The sequence below is a fragment of the Microbacterium sp. SYP-A9085 genome (genome assembly GCF_009649635.1).
Taxonomy (GTDB): domain Bacteria; phylum Actinomycetota; class Actinomycetes; order Actinomycetales; family Microbacteriaceae; genus Microbacterium.
In genome coordinates, this window is record NZ_WJII01000001.1 from 97,195 (window position 1) to 110,516 (window position 13,322).

Here is a 13,322-nt window from a genome sequence, read left to right on the forward strand (position 1 = left end):
GGTCAGAGTTCGACGTTCACCAGGACCGGCTCCGGCTGCAGCAGCAGGCCGAACTCGCTGTGCACGCGGCTGCGGATGAACCGGGCCAGCTCCGCGATCTCGGCCGCGGACGCGCCGCCCCGGTTCGTGAGGGCGAGGGCGTGCTTCGTGGACAGCCCCGCGCGTGAGCGCGGCATCCGGAACCCCTTCCCGAACCCGGAGTGCTCGATCAGCCACGCCGAGCTGACCTTGACGCCCGGCTCGGGCGGGGTCGCCACGGGTGCGACGCCCACGTACTCCTCGAGGGGGATGATCCGCACAGGGTCCCGGTCCGGCGCGACCGGCCACCGCGGGCACTGTGCGGGAAGGGTGCGGGCGACGGATGCCGAGACCACCGCGTTCTGGAAGAACGAGCCGGCGCTGTAGGTGTCCGGGTCGGCGTCGTCGAGCACCATCCCCTTTCCCGCGCGCACGGCGATGATCCGCCGCCGGATTTCGGCCAGCGTGATGGGCTCGTCGGGCTCGAGCGCCAGGGCGGTGCGCAGTTGCGCGCCCGGTACCGGGAGCGCGGCGTCGCCCTGCACGCGCAGTTCGAGCGTGAGCGACACGATCACGGCGGAGCGCTGCGGCTCGGAGCCGTAGTGGTGCTTGAGCACGGAGGTGCGGAAGCCCAGGCCGAGCTCGGCCGCGGGGACCGTGCTGATCTGGCCGGTGTCCTCGTCGAGCAGTTCCACCTCGGCGAGTGTCTGGATGATCTCCTGCCCGTACGCGCCGATGTTCTGCACGGGGGCGGCGCCGGCGGTGCCCGGGATGCCCGACAGCGCCTCGATGCCGGCGAGGCCCCTGCCCACGGCGTACGCGACGACGCCGTCCCAGCTGTGCCCGGCCTGCACGCGCAGCCGAACGTACCCGTCGCGGGCGCCGTCGACGTCGTCGATGCCGGTCGTGAGGATCCGCACGACGGTGCCCTCGAACGGCTCGTCGCCCACGAGCAGGTTCGATCCGCCGCCGAGGACGAACCAGTCGTCGCCGTCGTCCCAGACTCGGTGCAGCGCGTCGACGAGCTCCGCGGTGGTGCGTGCGTCCATCATCCGCGCCGGTGCGGCGCCGGTGCGCAGGGTCGTCAGCCGCGACAGCGGCACGGAGGGCACCTCGGGCATGTCAGTGGAGCCGCACCCGCACCTGGGCCTTGCCGAGCACCGTGGTGTCGGCGTGCGTGACGGTGAGGTCGATGCGCGCCGTCTCGTCGTCGAGGACGCCGACCTTCGCGACGACCGTGACATCGGCCCCGGTCTCCGCGTCGACGAGGACCGGCCGGGTGAACCGGACGCCGTACTCGAGGATGCGTCCGGCGTCGCCGAGCCAGGCGACGACGACCGAGGAGGCCAGGCCCATCGTCAGCATCCCGTGCGCGAGGACCCCGGGCAGTCCGACGCGGGCGGCGACGTCGTCGCGGTAGTGGATGGGGTTGAAGTCGCCCGAGGCGCCCGCGTAACGGACGAGCGATTCGCGGTCGAGGTGGACGGTGCGCTCGGCGACGACATCGCCGACGGAGAGCCCGGTCATTCGTCGCCCCCGATCAGGAGAATGGATGTCGCGGTGACGACGTGCGCGCCCGCGGCATCCGTGATCTCGGCCTCGCTCGTGACCATCGCGCCGGCGCCGACCGCGCGCACGCCGGTGATCGACAGCTGCGCGACGAGCTCGTCGCCGGCCACGATCGGGCGGGTGTAGCGGAAGCGCTGCTCGGCGTGGATGGTGCGCTCCAGCGCGATGCCCGCGTCGGGCTCGGCGAGGAGCTGCTGCAGCGTGAGGTCCTGGATCACCATCGCGAAGGTGGGCGGGGCGACCACGTCGGCATAGCCGAGAGCGCGGGCGGCGGCGGGGTCGGTGTGCTGCGGATCGGTGGCGAACACGGCGCGCGCGAACTCGCGCACCTTCTCGCGTCCGACCAGGTACGGCGCGGTCGGCGCGAACGCGCGACCGACGAGATCGGGGTTCACTGGCACCCGGCCATCCTACCGGGCGGGCGGTCCGGGCCGTCCGGGGCGGCGTCTCCTGGCGGCTACCGCCCGCGTCCGGGAATGTCGCACAACCGGCGGCATCCCTCGAACATCCAGAGCTTCTGTAACACGTACGACGAGACGTCACACAACACGCGGCTTCAGAGCCCCCGCACCCGCAGCTTCTGCGACACGGTCGGCGGGATGTCATAGAACTTGCGGCCTTAGAGCCCCGGCACCCGCATCTTCTGAGACACGCACGCGGAGTCGGTCAGGCGCGCGACCCGCGGCCCCCGCGGACGGCCTTCAGCGCCATCTGCACGGCGATGAACACGACGAAGGCGGCGAACAGGATGTTGCCGAGCATCGGATCGATCAGCGCCGCGAGCCATGCGCCCAGCGCAGTGGTCGTGCACGCGGAGACGCCGATCAGCGCCGCGGCCACCATGTCGACGTTGCCGCGGCGGAGGTTCCCGACGGTGCCCGACAGGGCCGTGGGGATCATCATCAGCAGCGACGTGCCCTTCGCGATGAGGTCGCTCGCGCCGAAGCCCAGCATCAGCGCCGGCACGATGATGATGCCGCCGCCCACGCCCAGAAGCCCCGAGAGGATGCCGGTGACGAGGCCCGTCCCGATGAGGGCCAGCACGCTCAGCACCGTCAGCTCGATCTGCGCGTCACGTGACGGGACCACGAGGAACAGGCCGACGATCACCACGACGAGGAACCCGACGAACGCCCACCGCAGCGCCGTCACCGGCAGCCGCGCGAGCAGCCACGTGCCCAGCTGCGCCCCGACGACCGCCGCGGCGGCGAGGATGAGCGCCGGGATCCACGCCACCGCGTCGTGCACCGCGTACGAGATCACGCCGACCGCGGCGATCGGCACTATCGCCGCGAGCGAGGTACCGGCCGCGCGGCGGTGCTCGAACCCGGCGAGGATCGTCAGCATCGGGACGATGACGGTGCCGCCGCCGACGCCGAACAGCCCGGACAGGAGTCCGGACCCCAGGCCGATCGCGATGAACAGCAGGACCGATCGGGGGGTGCGGTCACTGGTGCTCATCGAGCATCGAGCCTACCGTTGCGGCTGGGTGCACGTGACCTGGGCGGCCGTGGTGCCCGAAATGCCGGCGGGCAGGTCGACAGCGCCGAGATCGGCCGGGGCTGTGGCGGTCGGTCCGGGCGTCCCGGTGGGGCTGGGGGTCGCGCCGACCTCGCCGGTCACTTCGACGCCGCTACCCGAACTGGCCTTGCCGGTCAGACGCAGGGGCTTGTTCTCCTTGAGTGCGGTGAACAGCACCTCGGCCTGACTGCGCACCGGCAGCACCCGGTTGTCGTTGGCCGCATCGTACTGCGTCGGGTACTGCAGGAACACGATGTCCTTGTACGGCACGGACTTCATCGCCATCGCTATCTGCACCATCCGGGTCGGGTTGGCGAGGTTCTGGTCCAGCACCAGCTGCTTCTCGGACACCTGCTGCACGGCCGTGGTCGCCAGACTGAACAGCTTCGTCGGGTCGGACAGCACCCCGCCGGACTGCAGCTTGCGCACGAGCGACGACATGAACTGCTGCTGGTTCGAGATGCGGCCGAGGTCGGACCCGTCGCCGATGCCGTGGCGGATGCGCAGGAACTGCAGCGCCTGCGCGCCGACGAGGGTGTGCTCGCCCTTCTTCAGGTGCAGTCCGGTGTTGCGGTCGTTGATGTCGCCGGCCACGCACACGTCGACGCCGCCGATGGCATCGGACATGTGGATGACGCCGGTCCAGCGGATCGCGGCGGCGAACTGGATGTCCACCCCGGTCAGCTCCTGGATCGTGAGGGCCGTGCACGCCAGGCCCCCATAGCTGTACGAGACGTTCAGCATCTGCGCGCTCATCGCCGAGTAGCGGCCGCCACCGGGCGCCGGACACGATGGGATCGGCACGATCATGTCGCGCGGGAACGACACCACGGTCACCCGGCGCGGGTTGTCGCCGATGTGGACGAGCATCGTGACGTCGTTGCGCTCGCCGCCGTCGTCGTGCCGGCAGCGCGGGAACAGCTTCAGATCCTGCCCCTGGCAGGAGTCGGTGCCCACCAGCAGCAGGTTCACGCCGCCCTCGATCTCGCCGATCGACGGCGGGAGGGGCTTGGCGGACTCGAGCGTGACCGCGTTGTCGGCCACCGTGCTGGCGGTGCTCCACAGCGCGAAGGCGGCCGTGCCCGCCAGGCCCAGGACGACCACGCCCAGCACGACGCCGACGATGGTGGCGATCTGCGCGATCGGGCGCGGCGACCGGAGGTGCCCGTGGCGCGCGAGGGGGGCGCTCCCGGTCTTCCGGCTCATGCTGCGTCCTCTCCGGCCAGTGCCCCGCATCGAACACGGGATGCCGCGCTGTGATCCGCCCCTCGCGGGCATCGAGATTCTACGGCGTGACCCTTCGCGCGGACCCAGGCCGCTCCCAGAATCCGCGTCAGGCGTGGGTTGTGCGCTCGTACCGGCGCACGTGCTCGGACACCCCCGCGAACCGGAACGGCCCCGGCGTCTCGACGGCGGTGGCGTAGTCCTCGCCGGCGACGGCGTCGACATCCTGGTGCAGCCGACGGTACCGAGGGAACCCGATCGGTGCGCGGTCGTCGAGCGCGCGGGCGTCCGCGTCCACACGCAGCACGGCCCGGTAGCCCGGCTGCACGACCCCGGTGAAGAACTCGGACACGCTGCCGGACCCGTAGCTGAAGAAGCCGATGCGACGGCCGGCGAGGTCGGCGTCGTCGTGCTCGAGCAGCGACAGCAGGCCCACGTAGATCGACGCCGTGTAGCTGTTGCCGGTGCGGCGGTTCATCTCCAGGCTCGCGTCGAGCTGCGCGCGTCGCGCCTCGCGATCGAGGCCCGCCCCGGCGATCGTCACGAGCCGGTCGTGCGCCTTGACCGCCATCTTCGTGAACGGCTGGTGGTAGCAGAACCGGTCGATCTGATCGAACCCGACCCCGCCGCGGTCGCGGTACTCCGACCACGCGCCCTCGAGCGAGCGCAGGTAGGCGGCGAGGGAGAACTTGCCGTCCACGAGCGCGGTGGACAGGTAGTTGGGCCGCCAGAAGTCGGCGATGTCGTCGGTGTACAGGCCCGTGACCGGCTCGATCTCGACGAGCGCGGGGTCGGCGGTGACCAGGAACGCGACCGCGGCGGCGCCCTGCGTGGGCTCTCCGCTGGAGTCCAGTGCGTACCGGGCGACGTCGCTGGCGATCACGAGCACCTTCTCGCGCGGATCCCGCGCCACGATCCCGAGCGCGAACTGGAGCGCCGCGGTCGCGGAGTAGCACGCCTGCTTGAGCTCCACGACCCGGCAATTCTCGCCCATGCCGAGCAGGGAATGCACGAACACACCGGCGGACTTGGACTGGTCGATCCCGGACTCGGTGGCGAACAGGAGAGTGCGGATGCCGTCGGCCCCGTGCCGCTCGAGGATCTGCGCGGCGGCCTGGGCGCCCATCGTGACGATGTCCTCGTCCGCGGCCGGGACGCTCATCTCGGTCTGGCCGATGCCGATGTAGTACTTGTTCGCATCCACGCCGTTGTGCTCGGCGAGCGCGCCCAGGTCGAGCACCTGGTGGGCGGTCGCGAACGCGAGGTCGTGGATGCCGACGCGCAGGGCGGAACCCGTCATCGCGCCTTCCTCTCGATCGTCAGGTGGGCGGCCATCAGCTCGCCCGGGTTGGTCTGCGCGGCCATCAGCGACAGCTCGCCGCACAGCACGGTCGCCGCGCACAGCACTGCCAGGCGCCGTGCGTTCTCGCCGGGCGCGCGGTCATCGGCGACGCAGTCCAGCCGCGCGAGATTCTCGCCGACGAACGGCAGGTCCTTGCCGTTGCCGACGGTGCCGACGATGAGGTTCGGCAGCGTGCAGGAGAAGTACAGGTCGCCGCCCCGCACCTCGGCGTGCGTGATGCCCTGCGACCCTTCGACGATGTTCGCGGCATCCTGCCCGGTGGCCAGGTAGAACGCGAGCAGCATGTTCGCGTAGTGCGCGTTCGCGCTGCGCAGGCCCCCTGCGGTGATGGTGCCGATGAGGTTCTTGCGCACGTTCAGCTCGGCGATCGCCTCCGGGCTGGTGTGCAGCCGCCGGGTGACCACCTCGCGCGGGATGAGCAGCTCGGTGACGATGTTCTTGCCGCGGCCGAGAATGCCGTTGACGGCGGTGGCCTTCTTGTCGGAGCAGTAGTTGCCCGAGATCGACCCGTACCGCAGCCCGGGGACCGTGGACAGGATGTGGTCCATCAGCCGATCGCTGGCCAGGGTCACCATGTTGTGGCCCGAGGCATCCCCGGTCGTCAGCTCGAACCGGACGAACAGCAGGTTTCCGACGATCTGGTGGTGGATGTCGACGAGCCGGGCGAATCTGCTGGCGCCGGCGACGACCTGCTGCAGCTCGTCACGGCGGGCGTTCAGGGCCTGCATCGCCGCGACCGCGGTGCCGGCGTCGTCGGCCTCGAACAGGACCGACCGCGCCATCCGCTCGTCCACGAGGGTCGCGACGATCCCGCGCTCGGTGAGCGTGGAGACCTTCGCGCCGCGGCCCACCGAGGGCCACAGCGGCGTCTCGTAGGTGGCCAGCGGCACCTCCTGCAGCCCGGTCATCACGTTGCCGGAGACGGAGATGGGCCCGACCCACTTCAGCGGGACCGGTGCGGTGTGGATCGTGTCGTCCCTCATCGGTACTTCCTCGTCTGGGCGCTGCGCGCGCTGTAGGCGGCCGCGTCGATGCCTCGCAGCGCGCAGAACTCCCGCACGTCGCCGCGCAGCAGCAGGTCGGTCGTGGTCAGCGCCGCGGGCGCGGATGCCCCGAGCAGCGCGTGCAGCTGCGCGAGCTGCTCGAGCCAGGCCCGGATGAGTCCGATCAGGGCGTCCTCGCCACCGCGGAGCACGGCCTGCAGGAACACGCCGGACACCCCGACGGCGCGGGCGCCGAGCGCGAGCGCGCGCATCACATCCAGTGGGGTGCGCACCCCGCCGGAGGCCAGCAGCACCGGCATCCGGACGCCGTCGGCGGGCGTCGCGGCATCCAGGAGGCAGCACGCGGCGGACTGCCCCCAGCCGGCCATGAACGCATAGTCCGCGACCGCGCGCCGCGAGTTCTCGATGCGCGCGAAGTCGGTGCCGCCGGATCCGCTGACGTCGGCCAGGCGCACACCGAGGTCGGCCAGCAGCGCGAGGGTCGGCCGGCTCAGGCCGAAGCCGACCTCCTTGACGACGACGGGCACGTCGACGGCCCGGACGATCGCCTCGATCGCGGCCGGCCAGGCGGAGAACCCCCGGCTGCCCTCGGGCATGACGGTCTCCTGCACGCTGTTGACGTGCAGCTGCAGCGCGTCGGCCCCGAGCAGGTCGACGGCGCGGCGGGCGTCGTCGGGGTCGGCGTCCGCGCTGAGGTTCGCCATCACGAAGCCGTCCGGGTTCTCGTCGCGCAGCACGCGGAACGAGGGGATCGTGTCGGGTTCGCGCAGGGCGATGCTCATCGACCCGGAGGCTATCGCGACACCGGTCTCGCGGGCGGCGACAGCGAGGGCCCGGTTTATCTCGCCGGTGCGGGCGCTGCCGCCGGTCATGCCGTTGATGTAGAGCGGGGCGATCCAGCCGGCGTCGGCGACATCCGTGGCCAGGCTCACGCCGGCACGGTCGATGCCGGCCAGCGCATGGTGGACGAAGTGGATGTCGTCGAAGTCGTTGCGCGGCGGTCGGTCGGCCTGCTGTGCGGCGGCGAGGTCGACGTGCTGGTCTTTGCGTTGGCTACTCATGGATGGTCCCGTTCGTCTCCTGGACGTGCAGGTCCAGGTGACGGATGTCGTTCAGCTCCCACTCTGTCAGCATCCGGTGGATGTCGGCGTCGGGCGGGGCCAGGACGATGCCGCAGTCGCCGCCGCCGGCGCCGGACGACTTGGCCGCGGCGCCCGCAGCGTCGGCGATCTCGCACAGCGCGGTCAGGGCCGGCGTCTCGATCTGCAGCCCGGCATGGCGGGCGAGGTCGCCGAGGGCCGCGCGCGCGCGGCGGATGGCGGTCAGGGTGGCGTCGGCATCCTGGCCCTGCAGCGCGGCGATCAGCTGCTGCACGGCGGCGCGGCTGTCGGTGAGGAACTCACGGTAGCGGCTGTCGCCGGCGGACTTGCGGTGCTGCACGCTGCCGACCAGTCGCTCGGTGGAGGCGGGCTGGCCGGTCCACCCCACGAGCAGGCGGAGCCCCGCCGGCGCGGGCAGCCGCCGCACCGACAGACCAGGCCACGGCCGGTCCAGGAGCGTCTGCACCCCGGTGGACGCGAGCTCGCCGCGCAGCTGCTCGCGGTCGGGGGCGCTGTAGGCAATCCACCCGCCGAACGTTGAGGCCGCGACATCCCCGCCGGACGCGGACGGCGACACCTGGATTGTCGCGAGCAGCGCGAGCCGGAACAGCGCCAGCGGGTCCAGGTTCAGACCGTACAGCCGGTCCAGGGCGCGCACGGTCGCGACGGTCACGGCTGCGGACGAGCCGAGCCCGAACTTGCGGCCGGACACGTCGTCGAGGCGGCTGGAGATGCGGATGTCGCAGAACAGGGGCGGGATGCCGCGCTCGGCGGCGAGCTGCTCGACGACGCCGATCGCCGACAGTACGTAGTCGTACGGGGCGTGGTCCTGGTCGAGCACGACGACCCCGTCGTCGCGGCTCCACAGCAGCGGCGCACGACCGTACTGGGCGGATGCGATGGTGCCGTGCCCGTCGGCGGGCTCGACCTCGACGGCGATGTGCCGGTCGACGGCCACCAGGACGGACGGCTCCCCCGGCTCGACGACGGCGTACTCCCCCGCGATGAACAGCTTTCCGGGCGCCTGCTCGCGGATCATGCCGACGCCTCCACGAGGTGGGCGCCGGGACCCGCATGCGCGGCGATGAGCCGGCCGGTGGCGATGTCGGCGGTCAGGGCGTCGCGGACGATGTCGACGTCCGCGGCCGCGCACACGAACACGACGTTGGGTCCGGCGTCGGCGGTGGCGTATGCCTCGAGCCCGTGTGCGCGCAGCCGCGCGGCGGCATCGAACAGGGCCACGCTCGTCGGGGCGAGGTAGCGGATCGGCGGCCGCGAGCCCATGATCGCGGCGTGCATGCGCAGCGCGTTCGACTCGGTGAGCTCGCCGATCCCGGCGACGTCACCGGCGGCGAACGCCGCCTGCATCGCGACGAGGTCGGCGGCGGCCGCGCGCTCCCACGCGTCGGCGTACGGGGAGGTCTCGCGGGTGCGGCGCATGGCCTCGCGGCTGGAGACGGCCTTGGCGCCGGCATCCACCACGGCGATCACCATGCCCAGGTCGGGACCGGCGATCGGCTCCGCGAACGAGGTCGCGTCGTCGGTGCCGGCGTGCCAGATCGCAGTGCCGCCGATGATCGACCGGCAGGCCGAGCCGGAGCCGCGGCGGGCGAGGCGGCTGAGCGCACGCTCGTCGAGGGCGAGGCCGTACGCGTCGGCGGCCGCGACCGCGAGCGCCGCGAATCCCGACGCGGACGATGCGAGCCCCGCGCCGGTGGGGACGGAGTTGCGGGTGTCGACCCGGGCGCGGTGGGACGAGCCGGCGAGAGCGCGGACGAGGTCGAGGAACGCGGTGATCCGGGCCGCGGCGGTGCCGGTGGCCGGCACTCCGTCGAAGAGGATCTCGTCGGCGTCGGCGGACCCGTCGAGGTCGACGACGGTGGTGGTGGGGAAGACGTCGAGCGTGAGCGACAGGCTGCCGGTGGCGGGGATGATGAGGGCGTCGTCGCGCTTTCCCCAGTATTTGACGAGGGCGATGTTGGGATGGGCGACGGCGGTGCTCATGCGGTGATGTCTCCGGGGCGCAGCGTCCAGGTGCGCTCGGCACCCTGCTCGCGCATCGCGGCGGCGACGGCATCCGCCTCGGCCGGGGTGCCGGACAGGGCGAGCACGCAGCCGCCGCGGCCGCCGCCGGTGAGCTTCGCGCCGAGGGCGCCCGCAGACAGGGCCGCGGCGACCAGACGGTCCAGCAGCGGGCTGCTCACGGTGAGCTCGCGCAGCAGGTCGTGCGTGTCGGTCATCCGCTGCCCGAGGCGGGCGCGTTCGTCGGCGGCGAGGTCGTCTGCCGCGCGTTCGGTGTGCTCCTGGATCCGAGCGAGGATGCCGGCGACCCGGGCCGGTTCGGCGGCCTTCAGCGCGGCGACGGCGGTGACGGCCTCGCGGGTGCGGCCGTGCTCCCCGGTGTCGGCGATCACGAAGACGCCGTCGAACGCGGACGGCAGCGCCCGCATCCGGCCGGCGCGGAACCACAGCGGCGCGTCGGCGACGACCGACCGCGCGTCAAGTCCACTCGGGGTGCCGTGCGCCACGCGCTCGGCGGCCTGGGTGAGCTCGAACAGCTCCTGCGCGCCGAGCTCCGCCCCGTAGTGGCCGGCGATCGCGGCGGCGATCGCGGCGGCGACGGCGGCGCTGGAGCCGAGGCCCCGCTCGGCCGGGATCTCGCCGTCGATGCGGACCGCCAGTCCACTCCCGTGCCGGCCCGGCGTGGCATCCTTCCCGAGGAACCGGAGCGTCTCGGTGAGAGCGGTGACCGGCGCGGCGAGCAGGTCGGGGGCGGCGGCCACGGGCCCCCGATACAGCACCGAGTCGATCCACAGCGGCCGGTCGGTGGCGGTGACGGATGCCGTGAGAGTGAGGCTGTGCACGGGCAGCGCTATCGCGGGTGCACCGTGCACGACGGCGTGCTCGCCCAGGAGGATCACCTTGGCATGCGCGGTGGCGGTGCCGGCGGGCGCCTTCCCCGCGGTGCGGCGGGTCCCCGGGTCCCAGAGGCGACCTGTCACGCCGGCCATGTGTCTCCTGGGGTGTCGGGAAGCGGGATGCCGCGGCGGGGCGCGGGCGTGCGGCGCACGCGGCGGGTCTGGCCGTCCATCCTCGCGGGTGCGCCGTTGCGCACGCCATCCGTCGATTTTATCCGCAGTGGGCCGGGCGCTGGCTGGGACCGAGCCGAACGCGGGGCTACTGTGGCGACATGACGGGTTACCAGGTTCTCGAGATCGGTGCGCCGGAGCGCTGGCGCGACTACTACGGCGGGTTCAGTGCGGCCTCTTCGCGCGACGGCCGGCGCGTGGTCGACCACGAGCTGACGATGCAATACATCGGGATGACGGCGAACGCGTACGAGCCCGGCGAATCCGTCGACTACTGGCACCGGCACGACCGGATCGAGGAGCTGTACGTGTTCCTGGCCGGGAAAGGCCAGATGGGGCTGGACGACGAGGTCGTGGACGTCGCCGCCGGCACCGTCGTGCGCGTGGGCCAGGGGGTGTGGCGCTCGTGGCGGTGCGTTCCCGACAGCCCGACCCAGCTGCGCTGGCTGTGCATCCGCGCGGGCGACGAGCAGCTGCCGCACCTGCCCGACGACGGCATGCGCGACACCGCGCGCCCGATGCTCTGGGACTGACGACTTCGCGTCACGAGCGGTCGGCGGGACCTCCGGCGAGGAACCGCTGCACGAGCTCGTCCGGCAGCGGCGCGCTCTTGAGCCCTCGTTCGTCGTCATGCACCGTCCACACCCGGGTCTCGAACCCCTCAACGCAGACGACATCCCCGCGCCGGAGGGTGTGCCGGATGTCGAAGCTGCGCTGCTTCACCTCGGCGATCTCGCTCGTGATGGCGACGTCGTCCCCGTACCGGCACGGGGCGCGGAACGAGGCACGGGTCTCGACGAGCGGGCAGCCGAGGGCGCCGAAGCGCGCGAGCATTTCCTGCTTGGGCCAGCCGGCAGCCTCGTACAGCATCGCCGTGCCGTGGTCGAACCAGCGGAAGAACTGCGGGTTGAAGACGATGCCGGCGGGGTCGCAGTCGCCCCATTCCACCCGCCGGGTCAGCGTGTTCGCGAGCATTCAGCCCTTGCCTCTCTCGTCGAAGACGCGCTTGGCCTTCATCTCGGCCTTGGGCAGCGTCCCCGGCGCGACGATCTCGACGGTGCAGCGCACCTCGCAGCGAGACCGGATCTCCGACTCGAGCGCGGCGGCGGCGGCCGAATCGGTGTGCTCGGCCACGACGGTCATCACGTCCAGTCCGTCCGGGCGCGTGCTGAGCCGGATCTGGAACTCGTCGCCGGCGTCCGGCAGCGCGCGCACGGCCTCCTCGATCTGCACGGGGAAGAACTTGATGCCGCGCAGGTTGATGAGGTCGTCTGCGCGGCCGGTCAGACATCCCATGCCGCGGACGTGGTTGCGTCCGCATGCGCACGGCTCGTGCGACAGGCGCGTGTAGTCCCCGACGAGGAAGCGCAGCTGCGGGGAGCTCTCGGAGTCGAGGCTGCTGCACACCGTCACGCCACGTTCGCCCTCCGCCACCGGCTGCAGCGTGTCGGGGTCGACGGTCTCCCACACCTGGATGTCCTCCATCAGGTGGATGAACGTCTCGTCGCCGGTCTGCGACTCGGGGCAGGAGTATCCGCCGCAGTGCGGGGACACCTCGGTGCAGCCGTAGAACTCGACGGTCTGCGCGCCCCACAGCCCCTGGATCCGCTCGAGCGTGCCGGGGATGCCGGAGAACGGCTCACCGCCCTGCACTATCCACTTGATCGAGCTGGCGGCGGGATCCAGTCCCATATCCTGCATCGTGCGGGCCAGGTACAGCGCGTACGACGGCGTGCACACGAGCACCTGCGGGGTGAACCGGTCGATGATGCCGGCCCGGGCCTTGGCATCCAGTCCGCCGCCGGGGATCACCGGCAGGCCCATCTTCGCGAGCGCGTACTGCACGCCCCAGGCGAACACGTGCGGCCCGAAGCCGACCATGGGGAACGCGGCATCCCCGGTGCGCAGCCCGCCCGAGTGCAGGGCGCGGGCGTTGGCCTGCTCCCAGTGCCGGCGGTCGTAGTGGGTGTAGCGGAACACCCGGGGCACGCCGGTGGATCCGGATGACGAGAACAGCATCCATCCGCGGTCGTGCCACTGCTCCGGACCGCACGTCGAATACGTGCCGTATGGCGGGTGGGCAAGGGCGTCCGCCATCATCTCCTGCTTCGTGACGACGGGCCAGTTCGCGAGCATCGAGTCCACGGACGACACGTCGGTGGGCGCGACCCCGAGCCGGTCGAACCGGGCGCGGTAGAACGCGCTGTTCTCGTACAGGAACGGCGCGAGCACGGCGATCTTCTCGTCCTGCACCTCGCGGATCCGCTCGCGCGACCAGGTGTCCTTCGCGGACCAGTAGTCGGCCGAGTGCGGCCGCTCGCGGTCCTCGTGGTACTTGTCCAGCACCGTCATCCACTCGGCGCGCGTCTGCTCTGCTCTGGTCCCTGCTGCCGTCATCGTGTCCTCCTCGACACCGGATCTCGTGCTCGCTCCG

At 71.9% G+C, this 13,322-nt stretch carries 14 protein-coding genes; 1 reads left to right on the forward strand and 13 read right to left on the reverse strand.

The window, feature by feature from the left end:
* Positions 1-2: 2 nt before the first annotated feature.
* The 11 genes from GH740_RS00475 to mvk form a co-directional block, all read right to left on the reverse strand.
* Positions 3-1,139, reverse strand: coding sequence for a UDP-N-acetylmuramate dehydrogenase (locus tag GH740_RS00475; protein ID WP_153744175.1), 1,137 nt, complete (start codon positions 1,137-1,139; stop codon positions 3-5).
* Between the two features lies 1 nt (position 1,140).
* Positions 1,141-1,545 (reverse strand): MaoC/PaaZ C-terminal domain-containing protein, encoded by a 405-nt coding sequence (locus GH740_RS00480; protein ID WP_153744176.1) that lies wholly within the window; start codon positions 1,543-1,545, stop codon positions 1,141-1,143.
* A complete protein-coding gene (locus GH740_RS00485) occupies positions 1,542-1,988 on the reverse strand; it encodes a MaoC family dehydratase N-terminal domain-containing protein (protein WP_367640112.1) in 447 nt (148 codons plus the stop codon). Before GH740_RS00485 ends, GH740_RS00480 begins: the two co-directional genes overlap by 4 nt.
* Before the next feature lie 265 nt (positions 1,989-2,253).
* Positions 2,254-3,048: a sulfite exporter TauE/SafE family protein gene (locus GH740_RS00490; protein ID WP_153744177.1), complete on the reverse strand. Its 795-nt coding sequence runs from the start codon at positions 3,046-3,048 to the stop codon at positions 2,254-2,256.
* Between the two features lie 12 nt (positions 3,049-3,060).
* Positions 3,061-4,314 carry an LCP family protein gene (locus GH740_RS00495; protein WP_153744178.1) on the reverse strand — a complete coding sequence of 418 codons (1,254 nt, stop codon included), beginning with the start codon at positions 4,312-4,314 and terminating at the stop codon, positions 3,061-3,063.
* A gap of 127 nt (positions 4,315-4,441) precedes the next feature.
* On the reverse strand, positions 4,442-5,632 hold the full coding sequence (locus tag GH740_RS00500) for a hydroxymethylglutaryl-CoA synthase (protein WP_153744179.1): 1,191 nt from the start codon (positions 5,630-5,632) through the stop codon (positions 4,442-4,444).
* Positions 5,629-6,678 carry a hydroxymethylglutaryl-CoA reductase gene (locus GH740_RS00505; RefSeq protein WP_153744180.1) on the reverse strand — a complete coding sequence of 350 codons (1,050 nt, stop codon included), beginning with the start codon at positions 6,676-6,678 and terminating at the stop codon, positions 5,629-5,631. The genes GH740_RS00500 and GH740_RS00505 overlap by 4 nt, the downstream gene beginning before the upstream one ends.
* Positions 6,675-7,760 (reverse strand): type 2 isopentenyl-diphosphate Delta-isomerase, encoded by a 1,086-nt coding sequence (fni, locus tag GH740_RS00510; protein WP_153744181.1) that lies wholly within the window; start codon positions 7,758-7,760, stop codon positions 6,675-6,677. The genes GH740_RS00505 and fni overlap by 4 nt, the downstream gene beginning before the upstream one ends.
* Entirely contained in the window at positions 7,753-8,838 is a 1,086-nt protein-coding gene (locus GH740_RS00515; protein WP_153744182.1) for a phosphomevalonate kinase, read from the reverse strand. Before GH740_RS00515 ends, fni begins: the two co-directional genes overlap by 8 nt.
* Positions 8,835-9,803 carry a diphosphomevalonate decarboxylase gene (mvaD, locus tag GH740_RS00520; RefSeq protein ID WP_153744183.1) on the reverse strand — a complete coding sequence of 323 codons (969 nt, stop codon included), beginning with the start codon at positions 9,801-9,803 and terminating at the stop codon, positions 8,835-8,837. Before mvaD ends, GH740_RS00515 begins: the two co-directional genes overlap by 4 nt.
* Positions 9,800-10,810: a mevalonate kinase gene (gene mvk, locus GH740_RS00525; RefSeq protein WP_153744184.1), complete on the reverse strand. Its 1,011-nt coding sequence runs from the start codon at positions 10,808-10,810 to the stop codon at positions 9,800-9,802. Before mvk ends, mvaD begins: the two co-directional genes overlap by 4 nt.
* Before the next feature lie 179 nt (positions 10,811-10,989).
* Here mvk and GH740_RS00530 point away from each other — a divergent pair, with 179 nt between their 5' ends.
* A complete protein-coding gene (locus GH740_RS00530; RefSeq protein ID WP_153744185.1) occupies positions 10,990-11,421 on the forward strand; it encodes a cupin domain-containing protein in 432 nt (143 codons plus the stop codon).
* 10 nt (positions 11,422-11,431) lie between these two features.
* On the opposite strand, the gene GH740_RS00535 is transcribed toward GH740_RS00530, so the two are convergent.
* Positions 11,432-11,863, reverse strand: coding sequence for a thioesterase family protein (locus GH740_RS00535; RefSeq protein ID WP_153744186.1), 432 nt, complete (start codon positions 11,861-11,863; stop codon positions 11,432-11,434).
* On the reverse strand, positions 11,864-13,285 hold the full coding sequence (locus tag GH740_RS00540) for a phenylacetate--CoA ligase family protein (protein ID WP_172978230.1): 1,422 nt from the start codon (positions 13,283-13,285) through the stop codon (positions 11,864-11,866).
* Between the last annotated feature and the right edge of the window lie 37 nt (positions 13,286-13,322).

Excerpts from the sequence above, each read along its gene's own strand:
- mvk (WP_153744184.1), bottom strand. The coding sequence starts at position 10,810 with ATGGCCGGCGTGACAGGTCGCCTCTGGGACCCGGGGACCCGCCGCACC.
- GH740_RS00475 (WP_153744175.1), bottom strand. The coding sequence starts at position 1,139 with ATGCCCGAGGTGCCCTCCGTGCCGCTGTCGCGGCTGACGACCCTGCGC.
- GH740_RS00540 (WP_172978230.1), bottom strand. The coding sequence starts at position 13,285 with ATGACGGCAGCAGGGACCAGAGCAGAGCAGACGCGCGCCGAGTGGATG.
- GH740_RS00490 (WP_153744177.1), bottom strand. The coding sequence starts at position 3,048 with ATGAGCACCAGTGACCGCACCCCCCGATCGGTCCTGCTGTTCATCGCG.
- GH740_RS00500 (WP_153744179.1), bottom strand. The coding sequence starts at position 5,632 with ATGACGGGTTCCGCCCTGCGCGTCGGCATCCACGACCTCGCGTTCGCG.
- fni (WP_153744181.1), bottom strand. The coding sequence starts at position 7,760 with ATGAGTAGCCAACGCAAAGACCAGCACGTCGACCTCGCCGCCGCACAG.
- GH740_RS00480 (WP_153744176.1), bottom strand. The coding sequence starts at position 1,545 with ATGACCGGGCTCTCCGTCGGCGATGTCGTCGCCGAGCGCACCGTCCAC.
- mvaD (WP_153744183.1), bottom strand. The coding sequence starts at position 9,803 with ATGAGCACCGCCGTCGCCCATCCCAACATCGCCCTCGTCAAATACTGG.
- GH740_RS00530 (WP_153744185.1), top strand. The coding sequence starts at position 10,990 with ATGACGGGTTACCAGGTTCTCGAGATCGGTGCGCCGGAGCGCTGGCGC.
- GH740_RS00535 (WP_153744186.1), bottom strand. The coding sequence starts at position 11,863 with ATGCTCGCGAACACGCTGACCCGGCGGGTGGAATGGGGCGACTGCGAC.
- GH740_RS00505 (WP_153744180.1), bottom strand. The coding sequence starts at position 6,678 with ATGAGGGACGACACGATCCACACCGCACCGGTCCCGCTGAAGTGGGTC.
- GH740_RS00495 (WP_153744178.1), bottom strand. The coding sequence starts at position 4,314 with ATGAGCCGGAAGACCGGGAGCGCCCCCCTCGCGCGCCACGGGCACCTC.
- GH740_RS00515 (WP_153744182.1), bottom strand. The coding sequence starts at position 8,838 with ATGATCCGCGAGCAGGCGCCCGGAAAGCTGTTCATCGCGGGGGAGTAC.